This window comes from Mycobacterium sp. E136 (assembly GCF_001666865.1).
GTDB lineage: Bacteria > Actinomycetota > Actinomycetes > Mycobacteriales > Mycobacteriaceae > Mycobacterium.
The window spans coordinates 1-26,766 of the sequence record NZ_LZJE01000200.1 but is presented as its reverse complement, the minus strand read 5'-3'; the positions used below and the strand labels follow the sequence as shown (position 1 = coordinate 26,766).

The window sequence follows — 26,766 nt, the reverse complement described above, 5'->3', positions numbered from 1 at the left end:
GAGGTCCGCGGCACCCTCGACCGCCGCGTCACGGACCGCGACATCGAGGTGGCGTTCGGCACTATCGAGGCGGGGACGTGTGGGGCGGTGAGCACCCGCGCGGCGGGCGTGGTCAACGGCCGGGAAGCCATTGTCGTTCAGCACATCATCCGGATGGCACGCGACGTGGCGCCGGACTGGCTGTCCTCGGAGTTCGACGCCACCTATCGCGTCGACATCGATGGTGATCCCGACATCCACTGCGCGATGAACGTCGGCGCCGCCGAAGGCCACGGCGCGGGGCATGCCGCGATGGCGGCCACCGCAATGCGCGTGGTCAACGCGATCCCCTATGTCGTGGAGGCCCCCGCCGGCCTGCTGAGCTCGCTGGACCTGCCGAACACGTTGCCCCGGCACGCCTTCGGGTGATCAACGGTGTTCTCGATACGCTTCGACATGCGGGCGCCGGGCTTCGGCATCGCGGCCGGTACCGAACGATCGATGCTCAACGTGGTGCCGAGGCGACCGAAATCGTCCGCGGCGGCGGACTTGTCAACCTGGCACCGCTGTGCGGTGGTATCCCACCCGAGATCGCGTGGCCGTATCTGAGGCGCGCCGGTGAGGTGGTTTCGAACCTGACGACGACAAGAGGGAGCAACGAATGACCGATATGGGCACCGTCGACCTGTACTACGACCCGTTCGATTTCGACATCGACGACGACCCGTACCCGATCTGGAAGCGGATGCGCGACGAGGCGCCGCTGTATTACAACGAGAAGTACAACTTCTACGCATTGAGCCGCTACGAGGACGTCGCGCAGGGGCTACACGACTGGGAGACCTATCGTTCGGGCAAGGGCACCACGATGGACGTCATCATGAGCGGCGTCGACGTCCCGCCGGGGGTGATCCTGTTCGAGGATCCTCCCCTTCACGACATCCACCGACGGGTGCTGTCGAAGGTCTTCACCCCACGCCGGATGGAGGCCATCGAAGACCTGGTACGCCAATTCTGCGTGCGCGCGCTCGACTCGCTCACGGGCGCTTCCCGGTTCGACGTGATCGGCGACTTCGGAGCGCTGATCCCGATGCGGACCATCGGTTACCTGCTGGGCATACCGGAGCAAGGACAGCAGCAGATCCGCGACAATACCGACGCGTCGATCGGCTTGAAAGAGGGCAGCTTCCAGGCGGTTTCGGCGGCCACGTTCGAGAACGCCTATCAGCTCTTCGCCGACTACATCGAATGGCGGGCGGAGCATCCGTCTGACGACCTGATGACGCAGTTACTCAACGCCGAGGTCGAGGACGAGGGTCGGCTTCGGCCGCTGTCGCGCATCGAGGTGCTGACGTACACGAGCATGATCGCCGGCGCGGGCAACGAGACGACCACCAGGCTGATCGGATTCATCGCCCAGATGCTTGCCGAGCATCCCGATCAGCGCCGGGAACTGGTCGACGATTACTCGCTGATCCCCAGGGCGATCGAAGAGGTGTTGCGTTACCAGGCGCCCTCGCCGGTTCAGGGCCGATATGTCGCCCGCGAGACCGAGTGCTATGGGCAGACGATCGCCGAGGGCTCGGTGATGTTGCTGCTCAACGGTTCTGCCAACAGGGATGAGCGGCGCTATCCCGACGGGGAGAGCTTCGACATCCACCGCGCCGGCTCGCACCTGTCATTCGGGCAGGGGTTGCACTTCTGCCTGGGCTCGTCGCTGGCCCGCATGCAGGCGCGGGTCGCGCTGGAGGAGATGCTGCGGCGCTGGCCCGAGTGGGACGTCGACTACACCGACGCCGCCATGGCTCACACGTCGAGTGTGCGGGGCTGGGGCAGGCTGCCGATCACCGTCGGTTAGCGTCCCTCGTCGGACTTGCGTGCGGTGACGCCGCGCAACAGCGTGTCTCGCACGTGGATCTGCGAGGCACGGGGGCCGAGGTCGTGCAGCAGGTTCTCCGGGATCCACGACACCCCGATCACGACGCGAGCGAGCGTCTCGTTCGAAGGGGCTTCGATCGAGATCTCGCCGGAGCGAATGCCCTCGGTGATAAGGGATTTCATCTGCCGGACACGTTTGGTGAACAGCCATGCGATGTTCGGGGTGTCGGGTGGCGATTGTCGCATCCACGCCAGCTGAATCCGGAACTCGTCGCCGAAGTGGGCGAGCGCATTGGTGTGGATCCAGCTCAGCGCGTCGAGCTTCTCGACGGCCGACGAGTCGGACTGCAGCACGCTGGTCCATCCCACCTCCGCGACCTTCTCGCCGAACGACTGCATGATCGAAGCCAACAGCTCCTCTTTCGAGCCGATCAAGCGGTACACCGTTCCGGTGCCCAGACCCGCGGCCGCGGCGATATCGCGGATCGTGGTGACTTCGTAACCTTTTCGCCCGAACTCCGCGCGTGCGACCGCGCGTACGTGAGAGGCCTTGTCGACGGACGCGTTCTGTTCGTCTGAGATCCACGACTTCACGGCATCGTCGGCGGCGATGAACGCAGCGGAGCGATCGAGTTCGGCGTCGCTGGGAGGAACGGTCGCCAGGCCCTCGAGCAGGATCCGGCACAGCGTCGCCGCGACCTTATCGGCGCCTGCGGTGTGCCGGATGACGTCGAGGCCGACCTGCCGCATCGCCTGGACGATCCGGTCGGCAAGGATCGGGAGATCGACGTCGGGACGCAGATAGCCGCTCCAGCGAGCTGCGCGCAGCGTCTGAACCATCGCTTCGAGGATCCTCGCTGGGCGTTGTTGGGCCAGCGCGGCGAGTTCCGGGTTCGATGTCGGGGCTTCGTAGAATGTCATCTGTAGTGCGGCGCTGTGGGTCACCGCGCACTGGGCGATAGCCGCGCCCAACTCCACGATCCGGTCGAACGCCGACAGCGGTGCGGGATCGTCAAGCCGGGCGAGGGCCTGCTCCGCGATGCGGTCGAGGTCTTCGTGGTACCGGCGCAGCAACTCGACGAGGATGGCTTCCTTGGATTCGAAGTGGTGGTAGAGGCTGCCCGGCAGGATGCCGGCGGCGTCCGCGATCTCCTGAAGCGACGTCCGCAGCCCGGACGTGGCGATCAACGACGCCGCCGTCTGCAGGATCTCGGTCCGCCGAGTGCCGTCGTCGTAGGAATGGCCTGCCTGCTTCGCGAGGTCCGTCTTCGGCGTCACGCGAGGCCCCACAGCACCTCCAAGGCCAGGCTCCTGTCCACCTGTTTGGTCGATCCGACCCAAAGTTTGGTTAACGCTACCAGAACTGCGACACGGCACGGTGTCGCTCGATGTGAAAGCGCTTGTGACGCGGCCGCTCGGTCAGTGGGACGGCGGGCGTTAGTCGGCGACGATCAGCCGGTGACGCCGAGGCGCTGAGTCACCGCGAAGACCTCGTCATAGATCGCGCCAGGGACGGTGAACGGTTCGACCGCCGCCACTTCATCGAGGTGCGCGGCGATGTCCTCAGCCGTCACATCGCCTTCCCGCGGCGCGAGCCAACCCTCGCTCAACCCGATGAAGACCCTGGCGAACCGGCCCGCGCAGGCCGAGAAGTTCTGGTGGCTGAACTCGCATGCCCGACTGGCCAGATACACCACGATCGGGGCGACGAGTTCGGGCCGGATCGCGGCGAAGAAACCGTTGTCCTCGAGCAGTTTCGGATCGCCCAGCGTTTCGGTGACCATGCGCGACAGCCCGAAGGGGAGCACGGTGTTGGCGCGGATGCCGTGCGGTTCGCCCTCTAGGGCGATGACGTTGGTCAGGCCGACGATGCCCGCCTTGGCCGCCGCGTAGTGCGCCTCCAGATGCTGGCCGAACATTCCGGCCGACGAGGCGATGAACACGAATCGGCCGTAACCCTGCGCCTTCATCACGCGGTAAGCGGGCTGCGACAGATAGAACGCGCCGTCCAGATGAACGGACAACATCCGTCGCCAATCGTCCTGTGTCAGTTCGTCGAAGGGGATGGAGTCGAAGATGCCCGCGTTGCTGATGACCGCGTCGAGCCGACCGAATGCGTCTACGGCGGTCCGCACGATCGCCTCACCACCGGTAGGGCTGTCCACCGAGTCGTACGACGCGACGGCGGTGCCGCCGGCTGCGGTGATCTCCTCGACCACCTGGTCCGCAACCGCACTGTCCTCGCCCGCACCGTGCATGGTGCCGCCGAGGTCGTTGACGACCACCGAGGCACCGCGCCTTGCCAACTCGAGCGCGTAGACGCGGCCGAGGCCGCGGCCTGCCCCGGTCACCACGGCGACCTGGTCGGTGAAGTCGATCATCGTCCCTCCCGGTGATTGACGGCGGTGCCGCCGGACTTTACGTTGGAACAGATATTTGGTCAACGCGGAAAGGGCTCGATGACGAGCGAGGGCGCCGACGATCCCAAGCGGCTGGCGCTGCTGGCCTCGGCGCTGGCCGGCCGCACGATAGCGGTCGCACCGGCGACCCCCGGTGAAGCGGCATGGACCGACGGCATCACGGTGTTCGTCGACCCGTCCGCGGGAGCGCCCCGCCAACTCGAGTCGGTCACGGTGCAGGCGTCGCTGCTGGCCAGTGGGGGACTGAACCCCGACGTGGTGCGCAAACTCGTCAGACGCCCGGCATTGGCGCGGCGATACCTCGCGGTGGAGGGCCAGCGCGCGTTGGCGCAGAACGAGGACCTGCTGCCGTCGCGCGTCCGGTCGCTCCTCGACTGTGATCTTGCGGCGCGCGCGGATTCGGCACTCGGCTCGCTGAGGGTAGCGGGAGAGAACCGCGACATCGGCGAGCCGCCCGAGGGCTTCGGCGTGATCAAAGCGCAGAAGCTGTTGGCGGCGCGCGCCGCGGCCGCACATGTGGAACCTGCCGGCGGCCACACACCGCGCCGCGATTCGAACAGGGAACTTGCCGAGCTCGATGACGATGATGAGGCCGCAGACGGCGACGACGTGATCGATCCCTTCTCGAGCCCCGTCGGCGGGGGCGGCGCACTCGGCAAGCTCCTCAAGCGCATGACGAAGAGCGTGCGCAAACTCGCAGGCGGCGGTACACCGGGTGCCGACACGCCAACACATCGCTCGCGCAAGGGTTTCCGCGGAGCAGGTGCGGTGACCTCGAGCGCGGCTCAAGCGCTGGACGCCGACGGCTGGGAGGCTTCCGGGAACGAGGGCCGCACATACCCCGAGTGGGACTTTCAACGGCGCTGCTACCGACCGGACTGGTGCACGGTGCTCGAGATCGATCCGCCGATCGAGAAGGGGCACGCGCTCTCACGCCCGGATGTTCACGCGTTGCGGCGTCCCCTCACCCGGCTCGGTATCGGCCTGGACCGATCCCACCGGCAGACCCAGGGGGACGACATCGACGTCGACGCGGCAGTCGAGGCGCGCGCGGAAACCCTGGCGGGTTCCACACCCGACGAGGCCGTGTATGTGGACAGCCTGCGCAGGCGGCGTGACTTGGCGGTGCTCGTCCTGCTGGACATCTCCGGATCGGCCGGGGAAGCGGGCACTTTCGGGCAGACCGTGCACGAGCAGCAGCGCGCGGCCGCGGCGGCGCTGACCGTCGCACTCCACGAACTCGGGGACCGGGTGGCGCTGTACGCATTTCAGTCACAAGGCCGTTCGGCGGTCAATCTGATGCCGGTCAAGCGCTTCGACGATCATCTCGACGCGATGGTCATGCGGCGGCTTGGCAGCCTCACCGCCGGCGCCTACTCCCGGCTGGGCGCGGCGATCCGCCACGGGACCGCGGTGATGACGGAGAAGGCCGGCACGTCACGCCGTCTCATGGTCGTGCTCTCCGACGGTCTGGCCTATGACCACGGCTACGAACGGTTGTACGGTGCGGCCGACGTCCGAAAGGCACTGGGCGAGGCGCGTCGCGAGGGGATCGGCTGCCTGTGCCTGACGATTGGTGCGGCCACCGATTCCGGCGAGTTGGCCAGGGTGTTCGGCAGCGCCGCGCACGCGTCGATCCCGAAGCCCGCACAGTTGGCCGGCGTGATCGGACCGCTGTTCCGCTCGGCCCTGCGGACCGCCGACCTGCGTCGGCGTATCCCAACACCGCCCAGACCTTGAACCAAACATCTGTTCCGCGCTAGGGTCCCTAGAACCAGGCATACCGAAGGGAAGCCATGCAGGTGAAGCCGCCGCGCCCCTACTACGTGCCCGTCGCGAACGAGGAGCAGGTGTTCAAGGCCGCCTACAAACAGGGCCTGTCGGTCGCGTTGAAGGGTCCGACGGGGTGCGGTAAGACACGGTTCGTCGAGGCGATGGCACACGATCTGGACCGACCGCTGATCACCGTCGCCTGTCACGACGACCTGACCACCGCCGACCTCGTCGGCCGGTTCCTTCTGCGCGGCGGCGACACCGAATGGGTCGACGGCCCCCTCACCCGTGCGGTCCGCGAGGGGGCGATCTGCTATCTCGACGAGGTCGTGGAGGCCCGCCAGGACACCACCGTGGTGTTGCACCCGCTGGCCGACCATCGCAGGCAGCTGCCGATCGAACGGCTCGGGGTCACCCTGGACGCGGCGCCGGGATTCTGCCTGGTCGTGTCCTACAACCCCGGCTATCAGAGCGTGCTGAAGGATCTGAAGGACTCCACCCGACAGCGGATGGTCGCGATTGAATTCGGCTTCCCGACAGCCGATGTCGAGGAGAAGATCGTCGCCAGCGAAGCGGCCATCGACCACGACCGCGCCGCCGAACTCGTCCGGCTCGGCCATGCGATCCGGCGGCTGGAGACAGGCGGACTCCGCGAGGTCGCCTCGACGCGTGTCCTGATCGCCGCGGGCCGACTGATCGCCGAGGGACTGACCCCGCGAGACGCCGCACGGGCCGCCATCGCGGGTCCGCTCACCGACGACGCGACCGTGACCCGCGGATTGCTCGAAATGATCGACGCGTACCTCGCCGACTCGCGGCCGGACGATTGACGCTGATCATGACCGTGATTACTGTCTGAACAAATCTTAGGTTTCCAACGACGGAGGTGGCATGTCCTACGAGAGCACCGCGGAACCAATCAAGTTCGGGTACCTCATGGACTTCAAGCTGCCCGACCTGTACCCGCAGGAGATGAAGGAAGACCTGTCCAACCCCTTCGAGCTGATCTTCGCCGAGGCTGTCGAGGACGGCGTGATCGATCGACCCATCGAGATCATCTACAAAGAGGTCGAAGGCCTCCCGAAGGGTTCGGTCAAGGCCGTGATCGACGCGTACGGCGAGCTCGTCGACGAGGGGTGTCTCGCGGTGTTCGGCCCGCACATCACCGACAACTGCGTGCCGACCCGCGAGGCCATCGAGGAGCGTTTTCGAGTGCCCGCGCTGAGCGTCACCGGCAGCGACGCGTGGCTGGGGGAGTGGACGTTTTCGTTCCCGCAGGGCTCGCTGACCGACGAGCCGATCTTCTGGGCGGACCTGCTGGCCAAGGGCGGACACCATGAGGTCGGCGTTCTCATGGAACAGTCGCTCGTCGGTGAGACTTACGTGAAGAACTTCCGGAACGCTTGTCGGCGCAAGGGGATACGCATCGTCGCCGAAGCGGCGATCGCGCAGACGGCGCAAGACGTCTCGGAGGCCGTGCGCACCCTGTACGAAGCCAAGGCGCAGGCCGTCGTGCACGCCGGTTTCGGATTCGGCATCGTGTTCGTCAACCCGGCGCTCGAAGCGCTCGAATGGGACCCGCCTCGCTTCACCAGCACCGCCTTCCAGAACGCGTGGATCAACCCGATCATGTGGAACGCATTCATGGGGTGGACGGGTGTCGACCAGTACGACGAGGGCAATCCGGTCGGCCAGAGGTTCCTCGACAAGTACCAGGAGAAGTTCGGCCGTCGACCGGAATACTGTGTGCCCGTTGTCAATTGCGATGTGGCATCGGCGCTGCTACGTGCCTGTGCCGATGCTCATCCGCTGAGCCCGCGGGGAGTCAAAGAGGCGCTGGAGCGCGTCAAGATGATGCCCGCGGCCGCCGGTGCCCCGGGCACCCGCGTGTCGTTCGGCAACTGGACGCGCCGGGCCTGGATGGGCGCCGGCTACCTGGTGGCCCGAAAGCTCGACGCCGACGGCGTCAACTCGCATCTCGTCGACCGATTCGGTGAGGAGTAACCGATGACCACTGAAGCGCCGAAGGCCGACCTCGCGCCGCAGGCCGCCGAACCACCGAAGCGCGCGTGGCTCGGACCGACCATCTCGATCGCCGCGCTCCTGGCCGTTGCGGTGTTTTTCGGGATCAACACGCGAAAGGGACCGGGGTCTCCGCGAATCGCCAACCCCGACGTCGAGGGCGCGCCGCGGCCGGTGGAAGCGCTGTTCGGGTGGAGCCCGTCGACCTGGGTGGTGATCCTCGAGACCTTCACCGTCATCACGATGGTCGTCATTGTCACCCTGTGGGTGGTCCATTGGCGGCGTAACCCGCACAATCCGACGTTGTTGATGGCGCTGGTGACCTCGTTGATCGTGTGGCAAGACCCCATCATGAACTGGTCGCCGTTCGCGGTCTACAACCCGGAACTGGCACACCTGCCCGAGGACTGGCCGCCGGTGTCCCTGTCGCCGACGGTCGAGCCCTTCGTGGTTCTCGGCTACGTGATGTTCTATCTCGGGCCCTACTTCCCGGCAATCTGGATTCTGCGAAAACTGCAGGCGCGCAGCTCGGTTGACTCGTTCGTGTGGCGTCACCCGCTGATCAGCCTGGCCGCGATCATCTTCCCGATCGGGGTGGTGGTGGATGCGGCGCTGGAGATCACCCTGGTGCGCACCGGTATGTACATCTACTCGCAGGTGCCGCCGTGGGCGTCGATCTTCAACGGAGAGCCGCACCAGTTCCCCCTGATCTGGGAAGTCGTGGCGGTGACCTTCGTGATGATCCCCGCCGGAGTGCTGCTCTACCGCGACGACACCGGCAAGTCCGTCGCCGAAAAGCTCGCTCAGCGGGCCAGGATCTTCGCCTCTAGGCCGCGACTGGGCACCTTCGTCGTGATGTTCGTGATCATCAACATCGCCTACCTCTGCTACGGCGGTTTGTTCGCAATCGTCAAAGCCACCAAGATCTCCACCTCGGTGGCCTGCCCCTGGCCGTATCCAGAAGTGAAAATCTATGATCCGCAGGGTTTCTACGAGGAGAATGGACAACCCGGCCCGTATTCCGTCGGCATCATGTCGACCTGGATGAGCGGTCAGCCCGACGGACGACCCAATGTGGAACTGGGCGCCAAGAGTGATCGATGTGCGCCGGAAGAGTCGAATGGATAGAGGGCGAACCGTAGTCATCACCGGCGCCTCGCGTGGGCTCGGACTGGCGTCGGCCACCCATCTGTACCGGCAGGGCTGGCGGGTCGTCGCGGCCATGCGTTCCGTCGACGCCGGCATGCAGCGGCTACGCGAGGCCACGGGCGCGGCGCCTGACGATCCGAACCTGATCGGCGTCACCCTCGATCTGACCGACACCGCGTCGATCGAGGCGGCAGCGAAGTCGATCGTGGAGGCGGTCGGCGCACCGTATGCGGTGGTGCACAACGCCGGGATCTCGGCGGCCGGGATGGTCGAGGAGACACCGATAAGCCTGTGGGAGCAGATGTTCGCCACCAACATCTTCGGCCCTGTCGCGCTGACCAAGGCGCTGCTGCCGGCCATGCGGGACGCCGGGCGCGGCCGCATCGTGCTGGTGTCGAGTCAGGGTGGCGTGCGCGGAATGCCCGCCACGGCACCGTATTCGGCGGTCAAAGGGGCCTTGGAACGCTGGGGTGAGTCGATGGCCGCCGAGGTCGCCCCGTTCGGCATCGGTGTCACGATCCTCGTCACCGGAACCTATGACACCGAGATCATCACCGACGCGGGAACCACCGACTGCCGCGATCTCGACGGTCCGTACGCCGAGCATCACAGCACGATGGACAAACGTGGCCGGGCCGCGATGCGCATGGCCGCGAGGTCGCCCGAGAAGTTCGCGACGGGCTTGGCCAAGGCCCTGCAGAGCTCGAAGCCGTTCGTGAAGCGACCGGTAGGCCCTGATGCCCGAATGTTGTTGATCGCCAACCGCGTAGTTCCCTCCGCCGGGTTGCACCAGATGATCCGGCTGATGATGGGCATTCCGCGGTTCGGCGCACTACGAGGAAGCAGAGACCATGGCTGACGTCCGGTTCGAGACCAAGATGATGGTCGACGGCAAACTCGTCGATGGTGAGGCCGGCACCTTCGCCAACGTCAACCCGGCGACGGAAGAGGTGCTCGGCGAGGTGGCCGACGCCTCGAAGGACGATATGCACCGCGCGATCGATGCGGCGCGCCGCGCCTTCGATGAGACCGACTGGTCGACGAATCATGCATTCCGCCAGAGATGTCTGTTGCAGTTGCAGGAGGCACTCGAGTCCGAACAAGAAGAGTTGCGTGAGGAGCTCATCCTCGAGGTGGGCTGCCCGCGCGCCATCACGCACGGCCCCCAACTCGATGCCCCGCTCGCCGACGCCTTGAGGTACCCCGCCCGGCTGATCGACGAATATCCCTGGGAGACTTCGTTGGGCGACGCGCTCGTATCGGTCACCGGAGTCAACACCACACGGAAGGTCTGGCGTGAGCCCGTCGGCGTCGTCGGTGCGATCGTGCCCTGGAACTTCCCGTTCGAGGTCACCATCCAGAAGATCGGACAGGCCCTCGGCACCGGTAACACCGTCGTGCTCAAGCCGGCACCCAACACCCCCTACAACGCGACGCGGCTCGGCCGGCTGATCGCCGAGAACACCGACATCCCACCGGGTGTCGTGAACGTTGTCACTGCATCGGACCATTTCGTCGGCGAAGAACTCACCCTCTCGCCGAAGGTGGATCTCATCTCGTTCACCGGATCCACCGTCGTCGGACGCCGCATCATGGAGAAGGGCGCCGCGACGATGAAGCGGCTGTTCCTCGAACTCGGCGGCAAGTCGGCCACCATTGTGCTGGAGGACGCGGACTTCGCGGTGGGCTGCATGATGGGCATCGCGCCCTGCATGCACGCGGGCCAGGGGTGCGCCAACCCCACCCGGCTGCTGCTGCCGCGGTCGCGTTACGACGAAGGTGTCGAAATCCTCAAGGGCATCTACGAAGGTGTCGCACCCGGCGATCCGCAGGATCCGGCCACTCTGTGCGGACCGGTCATCTCCGACAAACAGCGCAGCCGCATCCGCGGATACATCGACAAGGGCGTCGAGGAGGGCGCGACCCTGCTGGTCGGTGGAGCCGAAGCGCCCGACGGCATGGACAAGGGCTACTTCGTCAAGCCCACTCTGTTCGTCAACGTCGACAACTCCATGACCATTGCGCAGGAGGAGATCTTCGGGCCCGTGCTCTCGGTAGTCCCCTTCGACGACGAGGACGACGCCGTGCGCATCGCCAACGACAGCCCGTACGGGCTGGCGGGCAACGTGATGGCGGGAACGCTGGACCGCGCACTGTCGGTGGCACGACGGCTTCGTGCCGGGTTCATCGGGTTGAACGGCACTGCGGGCTACGGAGCCGACACGCCGTTCGGCGGTTACAAGGCCAGCGGAATCGGTCGCCAGAACGGTGTCGCCGGGTTCGACCAGTACACCGAGATCAAGTCCGTCGCCTATCCGGCCGGGTCCTAGGAGGAAGCCATGCAATTGTTGTTCGAGGACCTCGAGGACTTCGGCGAGTTCGACGACTTCGTGTCGGGCGACGTGCGCGACCCCTACACCGAGCTGGCCAGGTTGCGTCGCGAGGAGCCCGTTCAGAAGATCGAGATCCCCGGAATCCCTGGGCAAGAGGGCAAGCCGATCGTCATGGTCTACCGCTATGAAGAGGCCCAGCAGATGCTGCGGGACAACGAGACGTTTTCCTCGGCGATCATCATCCAGGCGTTCGGGGACGTGTTCGGTAAGCACGTGATGCTTGGCATGGACGAGCCCGAGCACGGCAGGCACCGGGGTCTGGTCGCCAAGGCGTTCTCGCAGAAGGCCCTGGCCCGTTGGGAAGACACGTTGGTCACCAGAATCGGCAACGCGTTGATCGACCGGTTCGCCGAGCGGGGGAGCGTCGACCTGGTCAAGGAATTCAACTTCCCGTACCCCACGCTGATCATCGCCGGGTTGCTGGGCCTGCCGCAGGACGACTACGCGCAGTTCCAGAAGTGGTCCATCTCGCTGCTGTCGTTCACCGTCAACCCCGAACGCGGGAAGGAAGCGTCCGCGGCGCTGGCCGACTACTTCAGGCCCATTCTCGCCGCGCGTCGCGAGGAACCGCGAGACGATCTGATCAGCCGGCTCGCCGGGGCCGAGATCGACGGCGAGCAGCTCTCGGACGAAGAGATCTTCTCGTTCCTGCGGCTGCTCTTGCCCGCCGGTGTGGAGACCACGTACCGGGCGTTCGGCAACCTGATGTTCGGGCTGCTGACGAATCCCGAACAGCTGGAAGCCCTTCGGGCCGACCGGTCGCTGATACCGCAGGCGATCGAGGAAGCGGTGCGCTGGGAGCCGCCGCTGAGCATGATCACCCGGATCGCGAGCCGCGACACCGAACTCGGCGGCGTTCACATTCCCGAGGGTTCGTCGGTGATGCCGGTGTTGGGCGCGGCCAACCGACAGGACGAGCGTTTCCCGGACCCCGATCAATTCGACATCTTCCGAGAATCCAAGGCCAACATCGGGTGGGGCCACGGTGTGCACGTCTGCCTCGGCATGCACCTGGCGCGGTTGGAGATGCGCGTCGCGCTCAATCTCCTACTGGATCGCTTGCCGAACCTGCGGCTCGATCCCGGCGCCGGGGAGGCCTACATCCGCGGCCAGGTGTTCCGGTCTCCGACCGCGCTGCCCATCGTGTTCGACCCGTCGGTCAGCCCATGACCGATCTGCGCTTCGACGACCGCGTGGTGGTCGTCACCGGCGGTGGCCGCGGAATCGGCCGCGGCCACGCGTTGCTGGCTGCCGCCAAGGGGGCGTCCGTCGTGGTCGCCGACAACGGCGCCGAGATCGACGGCCGCACATCTGCCGCGCGGCCGGCCGACGCGGTGGCCGGGGAGATCACCCAGACCGGCGGACGAGCGGTGGCCTGCAGCGCTTCGGTCGCCGACGAGGCGGGGGCGCAGTCGATCATCGATGCCGCTATCAACGCGTTCGGACGTATCGACGCGGTGATCAACAACGCGGGCGTTCACGACCCGGGTCTTTTCCAGACGCTGTCGGCGGACCGGGTGCGCCGAATGCTCGATGTGCATTACTTCGGAACGCTTTTCGTCACGCGGGCCGCATGGCCCCATCTCGCCGAGTCCGGCGCGGGCCGGATCGTCAACACCGTCTCCGAAGCGATGCTCGGCGGCATACCGGAGCTCACGAGCTACGGCGCGGCCAAGGGCGCGGTGTGGGGTTTGACCCGCAACCTCGCCACCGAGGGCGCGGCTTACGGCATCGGGGTCAATGCGGTCGCGCCGCGGGCCTACACCCGCATGTCCGCATCGCAGGGCCGGCAGTTGGCCGAGCTGTACGGCATGTCGGAAGAGACGATGTCGGAGATCAACGCCAGCATGCCTCCCGAACTATGCGCTCCCGCAGCGGTTTTCCTTGCCCATGAGTCCTGTGCGTTGAATGGCGAGGTGTTGCTGACCGGGATGGGCGGTGTCTCGCGGCTGGCGGTCGTGCGCACCCAGGGCATCTGGAAGCAGCCGCTGACTGCCGAAGACATCGCCGAGAACCTCGAGGAGATCATGACCGTCGACGACGCCTACGTAACCGAAGCTACCAGGAGTGTCCTGTGACCGATTCTGAAGCCCTCGACTTCTTCACCGACGAGACGCTGATCCCGGACCCGTATCCGTATTTCGACGAACTGCGGTCCAAATGCCCGGTGGCTCAGGCCACCCCATTCAACGTGCTTGCGATCACCGGGTACGACGAGGCGCTCGCCGTCTACAAGGACCCGGCCTTCTCGTCGTGCGTGTCGGTCGCCGGTCCGTTCTCGGGCTTGCCCTTCGGACCCGGGGAATCCGACGACGTCAGCGAGCTGATCGAAAAGCACCGCGGTGCCGTCCCGATGGCCGAGCACATCACGACGCAGGACCCGCCGTTGCACACCCGCACACGCGGCTTGCTGAACAAGCTGATCACGCCCAAGCGCCTCAAGGAGAACGAGGACTTCATGTGGCGGTTGGCCGATCAGCAACTCGACACCTTCCTCGAGAAGGGCAGCTGTGAGTTCCTTGTCGCATACGCAAAACCGTTCTCACTGTTGGTCATCGCGGACCTTCTCGGTGTACCTGCTGAAGACCATGACGAGTTCAAGGAGGTCTTCGCGCTCGAAACCGTCGGCGAACTCGGCAAGGAGGCGCCGACAACGCACAACCCGCTGCAGTGGCTCAACGAGAAGTTCCATTCCTACATCGAGGACCGGCGGCGCTCACCGCGCGCCGACGTGCTGACCGAGTTGGCCCAGGCCAAGCACGAGGACGGCTCGACCCCCGACATCGAGGACGTCATGAACCTGTCGACGTTCCTGTTCGCGGCCGGCACCGAGACGACGACGAAGCTGGTCAGCTCCGCGGTGCGCTTCATCGCCGACAATCCGGGCTCGGAGAAGGAACTGCGGGACGACCGCAGCAAGATCCCCGCCTTCCTGGAGGAGACCTTGCGGATGGAAAGCCCTGTCAAATCGCACTTCCGGATGGCACGCACCACCACCAAGATTGGTGAAGTCGAGGTGCCTGCCGGTACGACCGTCATGTTGCTTCCCGGCGCCTGCAACCGTGACGAGCGTAAGTTCGCCGACCCCAATACCTTCCGGGCGGATCGACCGAACGTGCGCGAGCAGATCGCGTTCATCCGCGGGGTCCACTCGTGCCCGGGCGCTCCGCTGGCCCGCGCCGAAGGGCGGATATCGGTGAACCGGATCCTCGACCGGATGAGCGACATCACGATCTCCACCGAACACCACGGCCCACCCGACAACCGCCGCTTCAGCTACGAGCCGACATTCATCATGCGCGGGCTCAGCGAACTGCACATCACCTTCACCCCCATCGGCTGACCCAGAAATCGAAGGAGTAGCACATGACCGGAAAGCTCGAGGGCAAGGTCGCTTTCATCACGGGGGCCGCCCGCGGTCAGGGTCGCGCGCATGCGATCGCGATGGCGAAGGAGGGCGCCGACATCATCGCGGTCGACATCTGCCGCGACATCCCGTCGAACCCGTATCCCCTTGCCACGCCCGAGGACCTCTCCGAAACCGAGCGCGCGGTCAAGGAGACCGGCCGGCGCGTCGTCGCCCGAGTGGCCGATGTCCGTGAGCGCCACGAGCTTCGTGAGGCGGTGGAGGCGGGGGTGGCCGATCTCGGGAAGATCGACATCGTGGTGGCCAACGCCGGCATATTGCCGATGGCGATGGGCAATCCCGATCCGATGGGCTTCGTCGACGCGTCGGACGTCGACCTGGTCGGGGTGATGAACACGGTCGCGGTGGCGCTTCCGCACCTGCCCGACGGTGCGTCGGTCATCGTGACCGGATCCACCGCGGGCATGATCCGCGGCACCACGACGAGCCCGGACATGGGTCCCGGCGGCGCCGGATACGGCTGGAGCAAACGCATCGTGATCGAGTATGTCGACGAGATGTGTCTTCACCTGGCGCCGAGGATGATTCGCATCAACGCCATCCACCCGACCAACTGCAACACCCACCTGTTGCAGAACGAGGGAATGTACGGCGTGTTCCGGCCCGACCTGAAGGCCGAGGGCAAGACACCCACGCGCGAAGATGCCGAACCGCTTTTCTCGCTCTTTCAGGCCATGCCGATCCCGTACATCGAGCCCGAGGACATGGCGAACCTCGGCGTGTTCCTGGCCAGCGACGACAGCCGCTACATCACCGGCCAGCACATCCGGGTGGACGCAGGCTCACTGCTCAAGTGGCCCAACGGGCCCGGCGGCTAAGGCCGGTGCAGGAACCCGTGCAGAATCGCCTGCACGAGTTCGTCGACGATCGCCTCGCGTGACGGTGGCTTGCTGCCGAAGAAGGTGGAACGCAGTGCCACCATGCCGACGATCATTGCGACCGTCGAGTGCGCGGGGAGATCGGGTTGATCCGACCGAAGGCCCCGCAGCCGGATGCCTTCGGCGCTGATCTGGCCGAGCAGCGTGAGCGCGCGCCTGATGTCGGCGATACCGGCGCTGTCGATTTCCTCGTCGGTGAGTCCGTCCGACGCGACGAGAGTCCGCAGCAGGCCCCGGTGCTCGATGAGCACGTCGTAGAGACGCCCGACGAATTGACGGGTCAGCTCCTCTTCGGTGACCTTGTCGGGTATGACGGCCTGCCACGTCTCACCGAAGTCGTCGACGAAGTCGGTGAAGGGCAGAACCAGCGCCTCGCGGAACAGTCCGGCCTTCGAGCCGAAGTGACGGAACAACAGGTACTCGGTGACGCCTGCTGCTTCGGCGATCTCCCGGGTGGTCGTGCTGCGATAGTCCCGGCGCGCGAACAGATCCCGGGCTGCGTCGAGCAGCAGTCGCCGGGCCTCGCCGGGGGCCCTGCGCGAAGCCTGCGGCTCTTCGGCAGATCCCTTCTTCGACGAACGTCGCTGCGGCACGGCACATGACGATAGTCGCCTCTTGACCCCAACGCCGGTAATAGTGTCCACTATTACAGCCGGGGCCGGTGTGGAAGGACGTGGTCATGGGCCAACTCATCATGGTCGGAACGCTCTTCGGGCTGCTCGTCTTGATCGTCGGCGTGGTGCTGTACTTCGATCCCGAAGCGCGCGGCGAGAAGAGCGCTGCCGAGGACGACCGATGAGCACCGAGCTGACACCGGCGTTGATCGTCGGCCTGTCCTTCGCCTACGTCGGCGGCCTCCTGTTTTTGGCCTACGGCGTGTATCTGAGCATTCGTCGTGGCCGCCTTCATCCACTGCTGTTGGTGTCGATTTCCGCGATCTCGTTCTCGTGGATCGAGGCGCCGTACGACTGGGCGGTGTACGCCCAATTCCCGCCGGCACTTCCGCGCATGCCGTCGTGGTGGCCGATGAACATGACATGGGGCGGCGGACTTCCGTCGTCGGTGCCGATCGGGTACATCGCCTACTTCGTGCTGCCCGCGGTGATCGGTGCCGCGCTCGGCCGGTGGCTGATCCGGCGATTCGGTTGGCGCAGACCGCAAACCCTGCTGATCGTGGGTCTGCTGGTCGGGTTCTGCTGGGCTCTGCTGTTCAACGGTTTCTTCGGTCCCCGCGCCGGCGTCTTCTACTACGGATACGTGATCCCGGGGTTGGCGATCTTCGAGGGAAGCAAGTTCCAGTACCCGATCTACGACGCGGTCGCGATGGGCTTGCAGATGATGGTGTTCACCTACCTACTGGGGCGCGTCGACGGTCAGGGGCGCAACGTGATCGAGGTGTGGGCGGACAAGCGGTCGACGAGTCGCCTCGGATCGGCGTTGCTGTCGGTCGCCGCCGTCGTCGTGGTGGGGCACGTGATGTACGGCGCGGTCTTCGCCCCGCACCTGGCGACCAAGCTCGGCGGCTACGTGACGTCCGGTCCGACCGAGCAACTGTTCCCTGGGATCCCGAACCAGCCCCGCTGACTACGACGCCAATTTCGAGCACGAATCCGCGCATCGCAGTAAGCTGCGAACATTCAGCTAGCCGGCGTACCGGGTGCGGAGGTTCGCCACCCGCCTACGAAAGGGAGTCGGCCATGAGATCCATCTTTCGCTGCCTACTGGCCGTCGTCCCGATCTCGCTGGCGGCGCCGATTGCCGTCGCTGTAGCCCCCATCGCATCGGCGGAATGCACGAATGCGGGCGCCGCCACCGTCTGTGCGCAGGGCGACGTCCGCGGCGGTGGACCCAGTGCCCCCCAGGCCGGTCCGGTCTACCCCGGCTACTGCGCCGACCCCTGGTATTGCAGCGACGACTGGGGACTCGATGTCATCGTCGACCCGAGTCCGCCGAGACCGCCCATAATCGATCGGCCGGGACGGCCGGGTATCGGGCCGCGCTGATTTCTGTCGAGTTGTCCTCCGTCCATTCGAGCAAGGAGCTTGGAATGTTCTCACGCAACGTTTTCGGTGCTGGTGTGCTCGCCGGCGCGATCCTCTTCGGTGCCGCACCGGCTGCCGCCGACCCGCCCAACTGCACGGCCGCCGATCTGGCCGGCGTCATGTCCGGCGTCTCGGCGGGCACGTCGTCCTACTTGTTCACCCACCCGGACGTGAACGCGTTCTTCACCGGCCTGAAAGGCAAGCCCCGGGACCAGATGACCGATGAGATCAAGGCGTATCTGGACGCCAATCCGCGGGTCCGCGACGAGCTCCGGGCGGTCCGACAGGCCGCATCCGACTTCCGGGCGCGCTGTGACGTCGCGATGCCCGACCTGCTGATGGGCTAACGATCTCGGACAGAGCTGACACACTGGGGGTGTGCGCGACACACCGAAGTGCTGGCTCACCGACATGGACGGCGTGCTCGTCCGCGAGGAACACGCGCTGCCCGGCGCCGCGGAGTTCCTGCAGCGGCTCGTCGACTTGCAGCGGCCGTTCCTGGTTCTGACCAACAACTCGATCTTCACCCCTCGCGACCTGTCGGCCCGGCTGCGGCGGTCGGGGCTGAACGTGCCCGAGGAGTCCATCTGGACCTCCGCGCTGGCAACCGCGGCGTTCCTCACCGACCAGAAGCCGGAAGGGTCGGCGTACGTCATCGGCGAGGCCGGTCTGACCACAGCACTGCACGAGGCCGGTTACACCCTCACCGACGTCGAGCCGGACTTCGTCGTTCTGGGCGAAACCCGGACCTACTCTTTCGAGGCGGTCACCAAGGCGATCCGGTTGATCCTCGGCGGTTCGCGGTTCATCGCCACCAACCCCGACGTCACCGGGCCGTCGGCGGAGGGGCCGCTACCGGCGACCGGGTCGGTCGCCGCGATGATCACCAAGGCCACGGGCCGCGAACCCTACTTCGTCGGCAAGCCCAATCCGATGATGTTCCGCAGCGCGCTCAACCGAATCGAGGCGCATTCGGAGAGCACGGTCATGGTGGGGGACCGGATGGACACTGACGTCGTCGCGGGCATCGAGGCCGGGCTGGAGACCATCCTGGTGCTGACCGGGTCGACGACCGTCGACGAGGTCGAGCGGTACCCGTTCCGGCCCAGCCGCGTGTTGCCGTCCATCGCCGAGGCCATCGAACTGGTGTGAGGCGCGGCGCGGCCGCTGCCTACACTGACCCCGATGACCAGCACATCTGAGGCGACGCGGCCGCTGGCCGGCGTGCGTATTGTCGAGATCTCCAGTTTCGTCGCCGTCCCGTTGGCGGGCATGACGCTGGCCCAGCTCGGGGCGGAGGTGACACGGGTCGATCCGATCGGCGGTGCCGCCGACTACCGCCGGTGGCCCGTCACCGACGACGGCGAGAGCATCTACTGGGCCGGGCTGAACAAGGGCAAACGTTCGGTCGCGGCCGACGTGCGCTCCGGCGAGGGCCAGGACGTGATCAAACGGCTCATCGCAAGCAGCGGGGTCCTGATCACCAACGTCGCTGGGCGCGAATGGCATTCGTACGACGCCCTGTCGGAGCTGCGCCCCGACCTGATCCACGTCGAGGTCTCCGGCCGCGCCGACGGTGGCACGGGCGTCGACTACACGGTCAACGCGGGCATCGGTTTTCCGCTCGTCACCGGTCCGTCCGAACTCGCATCCCCGGTGAACCACGTCCTGCCGGCGTGGGACGTCGCATGCGGGCTCTACACCGCGCTGGCCGTGGTGACCGCGCTGCGGCACCGCGACGCGACCGGACAGGGCCAGCGGATCGGCATTCCGCTCGAGAACGTCGCGCTGGCCACGGCGGGCAACCTCGGCTTCTTCACCGAGGTGATGGTCAACGGCACCGCACGCGAACGCATCGGCAACTCGGTGTACGGCCAGTACGGTCAGGACTTCGTCAGCAGCGACGGGGTCTCGTTCATGGTCGTCGCGCTGACGGGGCGTCACTTCCGTGACCTCACCGAACTCACCGGCACGGCGAAAGCAGTTGCCGCGCTGGCGGAGACACTCGGTGCCGACTTCTCCGACGAGGGTCAGCGGTTCGTGCACCGTGACGCATTGAGCGGGCTGTTCGCCGAGTGGTTCAGCGCGCACACGGCCGAGGAGATCGGCGCGGCGCTGTCGGGTACATCGGTGCTGTGGGAGCGGTACCGCACCTTCGCCGAGGCCACCACCGAGGACAAGGTCACCGCCAACCCGTTGTTCACGCCGCTCGACCAGCCGCGGATCGGCACCTATCTGGCGCCGGGACTACCGATTTCGATCGGCGGGCAGTATCCGCCCGCGGTCTCCTCGCCGGCGCTCGGGGACGACACCGTGGGCGTGTTGAGCGACTGGCTGGGATTGACCGAGCAGCAGGTCGACGGCCTGGTCTCGTCGGGCGCCGTGGCGACGGGACGGGCCGAATGAGCAGACTAGTCGACCTGCTCGAGCTGCGGCCCGGTGTCGACACCGACAGCTGGGTGGGTCCGGCGAGCGGCCCGGCCGGAAAACGGTCTTACGGCGGGCAGTTCGTCGCGCAGAGCCTGGCTGCCGCCTGCCGCACCGTCGACGGGGACCGGCTGCCCACCAATCTGCACCTGCAGTTCCTTCGTGGTGGAGAGGCGGGTGACGAGATCGCGTACGGCGTTACGCGCGTGTTCGACGGTCGCACGTCATCGGCGCGGCGCGTCGAATCCCGGCAGGCGGAACGGCTCCTGACGACGGCGACGGTGTCGTTCGCGGTGCCGATGCGTGGTCCGGAGCACGGACACCGACTGCCCGCGCTCTACGATCCGGAGACGTTGCCCCGCACCGGTCCTGCCGGACCGGCGCCGTCGATGCCGCTCGAGGAACTCGATATCCGGATCTTCGACGACAGCTCGTCGGGCGAGTTCGTGCGTCGCTTCTGGTGGCGTGCAACCGTGCCCCTGCCGCAGGATCCGGTGCTGCACACGCTGATCGCGGTCTACGTGTGCGACGTGTACATGATCGATCCGGCGCTTGGAGTTCACGGCCATTCGATGCGGGCGCGAACGCACCGCAGCGGTACCACGGACTCGTCGATCTGGTTCCATCAACCGGTTTTCGCCGACCAGTGGAACCTGCTCGAGTCGACGTCGCCGGCCGCCGCGCGGGGCAGGGGAGTCGTGACAGGAAGCCTGATCCGCGCCGACGGTGTCATCGCCGCGACGCTGGCGCAGGAGGGGCTGATCGCCGAGCGGGACTGAGCGTCGGTCTAATGCAGAGCGGGTGCCGGCGCGCTCTGTCCCCTGCGCACCCGCAGCCACCGGCGCGCGGCCGTCACCAGATAGGTGATCAGGATCCCGACCGCGAGCGAGGCGATCACCCCGACGCCGGGGTGTCCGGGGAACCACGAATACACCTGGTAATGAACCAGGTAGGTGTACAGCGACGCCTCGGCGAGCACGCCGGCCGCGACGGTCAGCATCGCGGGACAGCGGATGGTGGGTAGCCAGATGACCAGGGCGAGGCCGCCGAACACGACGAGACCCCGCAGCATGGTGTCGAAGTAACCGAGCAGCGCGACCGCCAAAACCGCGGTGAGCAGCGCGCGTTGCAGGGTCGACGTCGCTTTCGACGCCGCCCATCCGAGCGCGAAGAACCAGAACGCGAGGATCGTGAACCAGGCCTCGCGGCCCATGTCCAATCCGAGCACGTCGTAGCGCAGGGCCAGGCCGAACACGAGGAACACCACCGCGACCGTGAACGGCCGTCGGCGCTCGGCACGGTCCATCGCCGGTATCCAGAACAGCAGCGCCAGCGCCACCAGCGTCCACACCAGGACTTCGACGAACCAGAGGCGCCCGGCGGTCATGCTGTCGCGTGGACCGAGGAACTTGTTGGCCAACAGCAGATTCGACCAGGTGTAGTCGCGTGTCCACAGAAGCGCGATGCTCACCCACAGCACCGAAGGCACCGCGATCCAGCCGATCGTGTTGCGCAGGTGGCGCACCCGTTTCGCGCGGGGCACCGGGGTGAGGCAGAACCGACCGAAGTTGTATCCGGCGATGCCGAGCAACAAGTGGGCGCCGCCCCACAGTTCGAACAGTTCGGCGTGCGACCCGACGATCAGGACGATCGCCACGGCCCGCAACGCCACGCTGGTCTCAAGCGTCGCGTCCCACAGCCGCCACCGCGGTCGCCGCGGCTTCACCAGGCCTTCGAGTTCGCGTAGCGGCCGCTGCTGCCATTCGGCGGGCAGCTGCCCTATCGCCCGCTCCAGCCGCACCGACATCGCCACGTAGGACAACGAGTTTCCGCCGAGGTCGACGAAGCTGGCGTCCGGGTCGATGGCCGCCGGGTCGAGTTGTAGTACGTCGGCGAACAACCCGTGCAGGTCCGTCGCGGCCGGCGCATCGCGGCCTCCCGCGAGCTCACGGACGGTGCGATAGTCCGGTTTCCCGGATTCCAGCAACGGCAGCTCGTCCACCGTGACCGCGCGCACCGCGGAGGCGGGCACACCGGCCGTCTCGGCAGCGACGCGCTGAACGTCGCGCTCGGTGTGTGCGCCCGCGGCGGCGACGACGAGCCGGTCGTCGTCATTGGTGCAGAAGGCGGTGATCCCGCTGGCGCTCAACGCGGATTCGACGCGCTGCAGATCGACGCGCAGACCGTACATCTTCACGAATCGGCTGGTGCGCCCGACGATCTCATAGAGACCATCGGGAGCGCGGCGAGCGAGGTCACCGGTGTGCAGCGAGTCGACGGTCTTGCCGAGCGCGAGGTCGTCCGGTCCGTGGGCGTAGCCCATCATCACGTTGGGGCCGCGATACACCAATTCGCCGACGCCAGGGGAGTCGTCGGACGCTTCGATCGCGAACGCACCCCCGGGTATCGGGCGGCCGATCGCGTCGGGGCGTGACAGCGCCAAATCCGGTGACAGGTAAGCCATTCGGGCGGTCGCCTCGGTTGCCCCGTACATGACGAACAGTTCCCAACCGCCATCGCGCGCCCATTCGGCGAATCGTCGTACCCGCTCGGGGGGCATACGCCCGCCCGCCTGCGTCAGGTACCGCAGGTGGGGCAGATCCATCGCGTCGAACCCGACGCGCTCGAGCAGTTCGAAGGTGTAGGGCACACCCGCGAACGACGTGCCGCGGTGACGACCGAACAGCTCCCAGAACCGCTCGTCGGTCACCGAGAGGTCGGTGAGGATCAGGCCGGCGCCGCGGATCAGGTGGCTGTTCACAACCGAGAGCCCGTAGCAGTACGACATGGGTAGTGTGGTTGCTGCACGGTCGGTTTGGCGAATATCGAGGTAGTCCGCGATCGCGCCGGCGTTGGACAGCAGATTCTCGCGCGACAGCCGGACCAACTTCGGTGATCCGGTGGTGCCCGACGTGGACATCAGAACGGCCAGGTCGTCGTGCAGGCGGCGTCCGCCTGCTCGGCGTCGGTGTGTGACCATGCCCTCGCTGATCACGGTGTCGGGCTCGTAGGTTCGCAGGATCGTGGTGTGATCGCGTCCGGCTGGCGCCGGGAGCACCACGTGGTCGCCGGCGAGTGCGGCGAGGTAGTGCACCAGAGTGTCGACGTCGTTGCGGGTTTCGAGCAGCACGAGGCGGCGGTCCTCGCCGAGCTCGGACATCGCACCCGCGACCCGGTCGGCCAGCGCGTCGTATGTCAGGCACTCCGATTCGGTGTACACGGCGACGTTGTCACGGTGGCCGCGTAAGTGATCGATCAGGGTTGTCACAGCGCGACTCCGCTGCCGACGACCTGAATGTGAACCTTGGCGTCGACCTGGGGCGGCGCGAGGCTGTGCTGGCGAACGATGATGGGGTCGGCATCACCGGCGGGATCGACGGTCAACAGCACGTCGTGGCCGAGGAACTCGACCGCCAGAACGGTGCCGACGCCTTCGAGTCGCTCGGCGTCGGAAACCACCGTCGCGACGAGTTGCTCGGGACGCAGCAGCAGCGTCGCGGGGCCGGAAGGATGGGATTGTGCGCCCTGCAGGGGGATTCGCCCGAGTACGCATTCGGCGACGCCGGCGGTCACGGTGCAGGGCAGCGATATGCAGTCACCGAGGAATGCGGCGGTGAAGTGGTCCGTCGGCTGCCGATACACCACCTGCGGGGGTCCGACCTGGGTGAAACGACCGTCGCGCATCACCGCCACCTGATCGGCGACCGAAAGCGCCTCCTCCTGGTCGTGGGTGACCAGCAGAGTGGTGACGCCGGCATCGATCAGCAAGCGGGCGACGGCTTTCCGAGTAGACGCCCGTAGCCCGGTGTCGAGTGCGCTGAACGGTTCGTCGAGCAACATCGCGACCGGTTTGCGCGCCAGCGCACGGGCAAGGGCAACCCGCTGCTGCTGACCGCCGGAGAGTTCGTGGGGCCGGCGCGATGCGAACGACGGGTCCAGCGAGACCGTTTCGAGCAGTTCGTCGACCCGCGCGCGAATCTCGGCCCGGCGCGCGGACTTGTGCAGACCGTAGGCGATGTTCTGGCCCACGGTCAGATGGGGGAACAGCGCCCCGTCCTGGGCGACATAACCGACGGCCCGTCGGTGCGGCGCCACGGCGTTTCGCGGGCTGGCCACCTGACGACCGTCGATGACGACGGTTCCGTCGTCGGGTGTTTCGAATCCGGCGATCAGACGTAGCAGCGTCGTCTTGCCGCACCCCGACGATCCGACGACCGCGGTGATGGTCCCTGCCTGCATCTCGAGGTTGATGTGATCGAGCACGGTATGACCGTTGAAAGCCTTCGCCAGGCCGTGGATTTCGACAATGCTCACAGCGCCGCCGCCTTCGTCGACTGCCGGTACAGCAGCAATGTGACCGGTATGGCGAGGATGACGAGCACCAACGCGTACGGTGCTGCCGCCGCGTAGTCCAACTCGCTGGAATAGGACCAGAACATCATCGCCAGTGTGCGGGTGCCCGTCGGCGCGAGCAGCAGGGTGGCGGTCAGTTCGGTTGCCACCGCGACGAATACCAGCGAGGCGCCCGCGGCCGCGGCGGGCGCCGTCAACCGAAGCGTCACCCGCAGGAACGTCGCTGTCGGCGAGCTGCCCAGCGACCGTGCCGCCTCCTCGAGACTCGGCGGGACCTGGGCGAGGCCGGCGCGGACGTTGACCAGTGCGCGGGGCATGAACAGCAGGACGTAGGCGAACACGATCAGCGCCAGGCTCTGATAGAGGGGTCGCACGAAGTGGATCGTGACGGTCACCAGCGCCAGGGCGGTGACGATGCCGGGTAGCGAACTGGTCACGTAGTTCGCACCCTCGACGACCCGCGCCAGCACTCCGCTGGAGCGCACCGCCACCCACGCGACCGGGAACGCGAGAACCGTCGTCAGAACCGCTGCGGCGGAGGCCAATCCGATGGTCTGGCCCAGCGCGGAGAGAATGTCGTCGACGATCCAGACGTCTCGGCCGCCCAACCACAGCCACCGGGCGATCGTGCCGACCGGCACACCGATGGCCAGCACCGCCAGGGTCGTCAGCGCGAGCGTCGCCGGAACCTTGCTGTGGTGCAGATGTATCGGTGAGGACGCACGCGGCGCTCCCGACCCGATCCTGGCGAACCGCGCGTTACCACGGGCCGCGGCCTCGCTGACCAGCAGCGCCAGGCACAGCAGTACGAGCACACCGGCCAGCATGCTGCCCGCCGCACCATCGAAGGTGGCCTGGAACTGTTGGAAGATCGCGACGGTGAAGGTGTCGAACCGCACCATGGCGAACGCACCGAACTCGGCGAGCAGGTGCACGCCGACCAGCAGCGCACCACCGAGGATCGCGAGCCGCAGTTGCGGAAGCACGACGCGCAGGAAGACCTCCGCCGAACCCGATCCCAGTGCCCGTGCCGACTCCTCGACGGCGGGGTCGAGGCGTCGCAACGTCGCCGCGACCGGTAGGTACATGAACGGGAAGTAGGACAGGGTCGTGACCAGCACACCCGCAGGCAGCCCGTGCAGCGACGGGATCACCCCGACCCAGGCGTAGCTGTTGACGAAAGCCGGAATGGCCAGCGGCGCAACGAAGAGGGGCCGCCAGAACGCCCGACCCGAAAGGTCCGTGCGCTCCACCAGCCACGCCACCCCGACCCCGATCACGACACACAGCGGAACGGTGACGAAGACCAGCGCGACCGTGTTGACGAGCAGCTCACCGACGCGCGGGCGCACGACGAGCTCGTACGCCCGCGTCCAGCCCACCGAGATGGTCGCCCACGCCACGTATCCCAGCGGAATGCAGGTCGCGGCGACGAGGATCGCGACCGTGGCCGAGATCAGCGGGCCGGGCCGGGCCGTCTTGTCCGACCGCGACACCGGTGCCGTGGGCGGAGGGACGGGAGGAGCGGCGGCGACCACCTACAGCAAGCCCGCTTTCGTCATCAGATCGGTGACCTCCTGCGCGTCCAGGTTCGACGGGTCGACATTGGGCGCCTGCAGGGTGTCCAGCGGGGGCAGAGCGGGATTCGCGGGTACGCCGCTGGCGACGGGGTATTCGAACGACGTCCCCTTCTCGAGCACCTCCTGACCCGCTTTGCCGGTGATGAACTTGATGAACTGCTGCGCCTCGTCCATGCGGTCGGTCGAGGCAAGCACGCCACCGCCGGACAGGCTGACGAACGCGCCGGGATCTTCGTTCTTGAAGTAGTGCAGAGCGGTATTGCCGCTCATTTCTTTGGTTTTCGCCTGATCGCGGAACCAGTAGTAGTGATAGATCACGCCGCCGTCGACCTCACCGGCATTGACGGCTTTGAGCGTGGCGATGTTGTCGCTGTAGAGCTTGGCGTTGGCCTTCATCGCGGCTAACCATTGCGCGGTCGCGGGCTCGCCCTTGAGCTGCAGCAGC

24 protein-coding genes and 2 pseudogenes are annotated in these 26,766 nt (G+C 66.6%); 19 read left to right on the top strand and 7 right to left on the bottom strand.

Annotated features, from left to right (window positions below; translation table 11 throughout):
• The 3 genes and pseudogenes from A5698_RS13155 to A5698_RS13145 form a co-directional block, all read left to right on the top strand.
• Positions 1 to 408, top strand: a pseudogene (locus A5698_RS13155) (dihydrodipicolinate reductase); the annotation flags it as partial.
• A gap of 119 nt (positions 409 to 527) precedes the next feature.
• Positions 528 to 644: pseudogene (locus A5698_RS29445) on the top strand (LLM class flavin-dependent oxidoreductase); the annotation flags it as partial.
• Complete coding sequence (locus tag A5698_RS13145; RefSeq protein WP_068297300.1) at positions 641 to 1,837, top strand: cytochrome P450; 1,197 nt, start codon at positions 641 to 643, stop codon at positions 1,835 to 1,837. The pseudogene A5698_RS29445 and the gene A5698_RS13145, both read left to right, overlap by 4 nt.
• On the opposite strand, the gene A5698_RS13140 is transcribed toward A5698_RS13145, so the two are convergent.
• Entirely contained in the window at positions 1,834 to 3,135 is a 1,302-nt protein-coding gene (locus tag A5698_RS13140) for a TetR/AcrR family transcriptional regulator (RefSeq protein WP_231967396.1), read from the bottom strand. The two genes, A5698_RS13145 and A5698_RS13140, sit on opposite strands and share 4 nt — an antisense overlap.
• Positions 3,136 to 3,308: 173 nt before the next feature.
• Positions 3,309 to 4,238: an SDR family NAD(P)-dependent oxidoreductase gene (locus A5698_RS13135; protein ID WP_068297294.1), complete on the bottom strand. Its 930-nt coding sequence runs from the start codon at positions 4,236 to 4,238 to the stop codon at positions 3,309 to 3,311.
• Between the two features lie 78 nt (positions 4,239 to 4,316).
• On the opposite strand from A5698_RS13135, the gene A5698_RS13130 reads away from it, so the two are divergent.
• The 10 genes from A5698_RS13130 to A5698_RS13085 all read left to right on the top strand — a co-directional run bounded on the left by A5698_RS13130 (position 4,317) and on the right by A5698_RS13085 (position 15,859).
• The gene (locus A5698_RS13130; protein ID WP_068297291.1) at positions 4,317 to 6,017 is read left to right on the top strand and encodes a nitric oxide reductase activation protein NorD; all 1,701 of its coding nucleotides are present in this window, start codon (positions 4,317 to 4,319) and stop codon (positions 6,015 to 6,017) included.
• A gap of 56 nt (positions 6,018 to 6,073) precedes the next feature.
• Positions 6,074 to 6,880 (top strand): CbbQ/NirQ/NorQ/GpvN family protein, encoded by an 807-nt coding sequence (locus A5698_RS13125; protein ID WP_068297288.1) that lies wholly within the window; start codon positions 6,074 to 6,076, stop codon positions 6,878 to 6,880.
• 61 nt (positions 6,881 to 6,941) lie between these two features.
• Positions 6,942 to 8,054, top strand: a complete 1,113-nt coding sequence (locus A5698_RS13120) for an ABC transporter substrate-binding protein (protein WP_068297285.1) — start codon at positions 6,942 to 6,944, stop codon at positions 8,052 to 8,054.
• A gap of 3 nt (positions 8,055 to 8,057) precedes the next feature.
• Positions 8,058 to 9,200, top strand: a complete 1,143-nt coding sequence (locus A5698_RS13115) for a spirocyclase AveC family protein (protein WP_068297283.1) — start codon at positions 8,058 to 8,060, stop codon at positions 9,198 to 9,200.
• Entirely contained in the window at positions 9,193 to 10,080 is an 888-nt protein-coding gene (locus tag A5698_RS13110) for an SDR family oxidoreductase (protein WP_068297278.1), read from the top strand. Before A5698_RS13115 ends, A5698_RS13110 begins: the two co-directional genes overlap by 8 nt.
• A gap of 19 nt (positions 10,081 to 10,099) precedes the next feature.
• Positions 10,100 to 11,551 carry an aldehyde dehydrogenase family protein gene (locus tag A5698_RS13105; RefSeq protein ID WP_068297304.1) on the top strand — a complete coding sequence of 484 codons (1,452 nt, stop codon included), beginning with the start codon at positions 10,100 to 10,102 and terminating at the stop codon, positions 11,549 to 11,551.
• Positions 11,552 to 11,560: 9 nt separating this feature from the next.
• Positions 11,561 to 12,784 (top strand): cytochrome P450, encoded by a 1,224-nt coding sequence (locus A5698_RS13100; protein WP_068297275.1) that lies wholly within the window; start codon positions 11,561 to 11,563, stop codon positions 12,782 to 12,784.
• Positions 12,781 to 13,692, top strand: a complete 912-nt coding sequence (locus A5698_RS13095; protein ID WP_068297272.1) for an SDR family NAD(P)-dependent oxidoreductase — start codon at positions 12,781 to 12,783, stop codon at positions 13,690 to 13,692. Before A5698_RS13100 ends, A5698_RS13095 begins: the two co-directional genes overlap by 4 nt.
• Complete coding sequence (locus A5698_RS13090) at positions 13,689 to 14,957, top strand: cytochrome P450 (protein ID WP_068297269.1); 1,269 nt, start codon at positions 13,689 to 13,691, stop codon at positions 14,955 to 14,957. Before A5698_RS13095 ends, A5698_RS13090 begins: the two co-directional genes overlap by 4 nt.
• A gap of 23 nt (positions 14,958 to 14,980) precedes the next feature.
• Positions 14,981 to 15,859, top strand: a complete 879-nt coding sequence (locus A5698_RS13085) for a mycofactocin-coupled SDR family oxidoreductase (RefSeq protein ID WP_067084634.1) — start codon at positions 14,981 to 14,983, stop codon at positions 15,857 to 15,859.
• Here the strand turns inward: A5698_RS13085 and A5698_RS13080 are convergent.
• The gene (locus tag A5698_RS13080; protein ID WP_068297266.1) at positions 15,856 to 16,512 is read right to left on the bottom strand and encodes a TetR/AcrR family transcriptional regulator; all 657 of its coding nucleotides are present in this window, start codon (positions 16,510 to 16,512) and stop codon (positions 15,856 to 15,858) included. The two genes, A5698_RS13085 and A5698_RS13080, sit on opposite strands and share 4 nt — an antisense overlap.
• A gap of 202 nt (positions 16,513 to 16,714) precedes the next feature.
• Here A5698_RS13080 and A5698_RS13075 point away from each other — a divergent pair, with 202 nt between their 5' ends.
• The 6 genes from A5698_RS13075 (at position 16,715) to A5698_RS13055 (ending at position 21,167) form a co-directional block, all read left to right on the top strand.
• Positions 16,715 to 17,503 (top strand): spirocyclase AveC family protein, encoded by a 789-nt coding sequence (locus A5698_RS13075; RefSeq protein WP_067084638.1) that lies wholly within the window; start codon positions 16,715 to 16,717, stop codon positions 17,501 to 17,503.
• A gap of 113 nt (positions 17,504 to 17,616) precedes the next feature.
• Positions 17,617 to 17,922, top strand: coding sequence for a hypothetical protein (locus tag A5698_RS27980; protein ID WP_084792429.1), 306 nt, complete (start codon positions 17,617 to 17,619; stop codon positions 17,920 to 17,922).
• 44 nt (positions 17,923 to 17,966) lie between these two features.
• Positions 17,967 to 18,308, top strand: coding sequence for a heme-binding protein (locus A5698_RS13070; RefSeq protein ID WP_068297263.1), 342 nt, complete (start codon positions 17,967 to 17,969; stop codon positions 18,306 to 18,308).
• 64 nt (positions 18,309 to 18,372) lie between these two features.
• Positions 18,373 to 19,113 (top strand): HAD-IIA family hydrolase, encoded by a 741-nt coding sequence (locus A5698_RS13065; RefSeq protein ID WP_502688919.1) that lies wholly within the window; start codon positions 18,373 to 18,375, stop codon positions 19,111 to 19,113.
• A gap of 33 nt (positions 19,114 to 19,146) precedes the next feature.
• Positions 19,147 to 20,367, top strand: a complete 1,221-nt coding sequence (locus A5698_RS13060; RefSeq protein WP_068297256.1) for a CoA transferase — start codon at positions 19,147 to 19,149, stop codon at positions 20,365 to 20,367.
• Entirely contained in the window at positions 20,364 to 21,167 is an 804-nt protein-coding gene (locus tag A5698_RS13055; RefSeq protein WP_068297252.1) for an acyl-CoA thioesterase, read from the top strand. The genes A5698_RS13060 and A5698_RS13055 overlap by 4 nt, the downstream gene beginning before the upstream one ends.
• A gap of 8 nt (positions 21,168 to 21,175) precedes the next feature.
• On the opposite strand, the gene A5698_RS13050 is transcribed toward A5698_RS13055, so the two are convergent.
• From A5698_RS13050 to A5698_RS13035, 4 genes are all read right to left on the bottom strand, one after another.
• Positions 21,176 to 23,656 carry an AMP-binding protein gene (locus A5698_RS13050; RefSeq protein WP_068297248.1) on the bottom strand — a complete coding sequence of 827 codons (2,481 nt, stop codon included), beginning with the start codon at positions 23,654 to 23,656 and terminating at the stop codon, positions 21,176 to 21,178.
• Positions 23,653 to 24,702 carry an ABC transporter ATP-binding protein gene (locus tag A5698_RS13045; RefSeq protein ID WP_068297245.1) on the bottom strand — a complete coding sequence of 350 codons (1,050 nt, stop codon included), beginning with the start codon at positions 24,700 to 24,702 and terminating at the stop codon, positions 23,653 to 23,655. Before A5698_RS13045 ends, A5698_RS13050 begins: the two co-directional genes overlap by 4 nt.
• Entirely contained in the window at positions 24,699 to 26,279 is a 1,581-nt protein-coding gene (locus A5698_RS13040) for an ABC transporter permease (RefSeq protein WP_068297241.1), read from the bottom strand. The genes A5698_RS13045 and A5698_RS13040 overlap by 4 nt, the downstream gene beginning before the upstream one ends.
• Positions 26,280 to 26,766, bottom strand: a 487-nt coding sequence (locus A5698_RS13035; RefSeq protein WP_156670737.1) for an extracellular solute-binding protein, incomplete at its 5' end; no start/stop codon positions are given.

What these genes read in the sequence shown, in the direction of transcription:
- A5698_RS13145 (WP_068297300.1), top strand. Translation starts at nt 641, where the DNA reads ATGACCGATATGGGCACCGTCGACCTGTACTACGACCCGTTCGATTTC.
- A5698_RS13135 (WP_068297294.1), bottom strand. Translation starts at nt 4,238, where the DNA reads ATGATCGACTTCACCGACCAGGTCGCCGTGGTGACCGGGGCAGGCCGC.
- A5698_RS13130 (WP_068297291.1), top strand. Translation starts at nt 4,317, where the DNA reads ATGACGAGCGAGGGCGCCGACGATCCCAAGCGGCTGGCGCTGCTGGCC.
- A5698_RS13125 (WP_068297288.1), top strand. Translation starts at nt 6,074, where the DNA reads ATGCAGGTGAAGCCGCCGCGCCCCTACTACGTGCCCGTCGCGAACGAG.
- A5698_RS13120 (WP_068297285.1), top strand. Translation starts at nt 6,942, where the DNA reads ATGTCCTACGAGAGCACCGCGGAACCAATCAAGTTCGGGTACCTCATG.
- A5698_RS13115 (WP_068297283.1), top strand. Translation starts at nt 8,058, where the DNA reads ATGACCACTGAAGCGCCGAAGGCCGACCTCGCGCCGCAGGCCGCCGAA.
- A5698_RS13110 (WP_068297278.1), top strand. Translation starts at nt 9,193, where the DNA reads ATGGATAGAGGGCGAACCGTAGTCATCACCGGCGCCTCGCGTGGGCTC.
- A5698_RS13105 (WP_068297304.1), top strand. Translation starts at nt 10,100, where the DNA reads ATGATGGTCGACGGCAAACTCGTCGATGGTGAGGCCGGCACCTTCGCC.
- A5698_RS13100 (WP_068297275.1), top strand. Translation starts at nt 11,561, where the DNA reads ATGCAATTGTTGTTCGAGGACCTCGAGGACTTCGGCGAGTTCGACGAC.
- A5698_RS13095 (WP_068297272.1), top strand. Translation starts at nt 12,781, where the DNA reads ATGACCGATCTGCGCTTCGACGACCGCGTGGTGGTCGTCACCGGCGGT.
- A5698_RS13085 (WP_067084634.1), top strand. Translation starts at nt 14,981, where the DNA reads ATGACCGGAAAGCTCGAGGGCAAGGTCGCTTTCATCACGGGGGCCGCC.
- A5698_RS13075 (WP_067084638.1), top strand. Translation starts at nt 16,715, where the DNA reads ATGAGCACCGAGCTGACACCGGCGTTGATCGTCGGCCTGTCCTTCGCC.
- A5698_RS27980 (WP_084792429.1), top strand. Translation starts at nt 17,617, where the DNA reads ATGAGATCCATCTTTCGCTGCCTACTGGCCGTCGTCCCGATCTCGCTG.
- A5698_RS13070 (WP_068297263.1), top strand. Translation starts at nt 17,967, where the DNA reads ATGTTCTCACGCAACGTTTTCGGTGCTGGTGTGCTCGCCGGCGCGATC.
- A5698_RS13065 (WP_502688919.1), top strand. Translation starts at nt 18,373, where the DNA reads ATGGACGGCGTGCTCGTCCGCGAGGAACACGCGCTGCCCGGCGCCGCG.
- A5698_RS13060 (WP_068297256.1), top strand. Translation starts at nt 19,147, where the DNA reads ATGACCAGCACATCTGAGGCGACGCGGCCGCTGGCCGGCGTGCGTATT.
- A5698_RS13055 (WP_068297252.1), top strand. Translation starts at nt 20,364, where the DNA reads ATGAGCAGACTAGTCGACCTGCTCGAGCTGCGGCCCGGTGTCGACACC.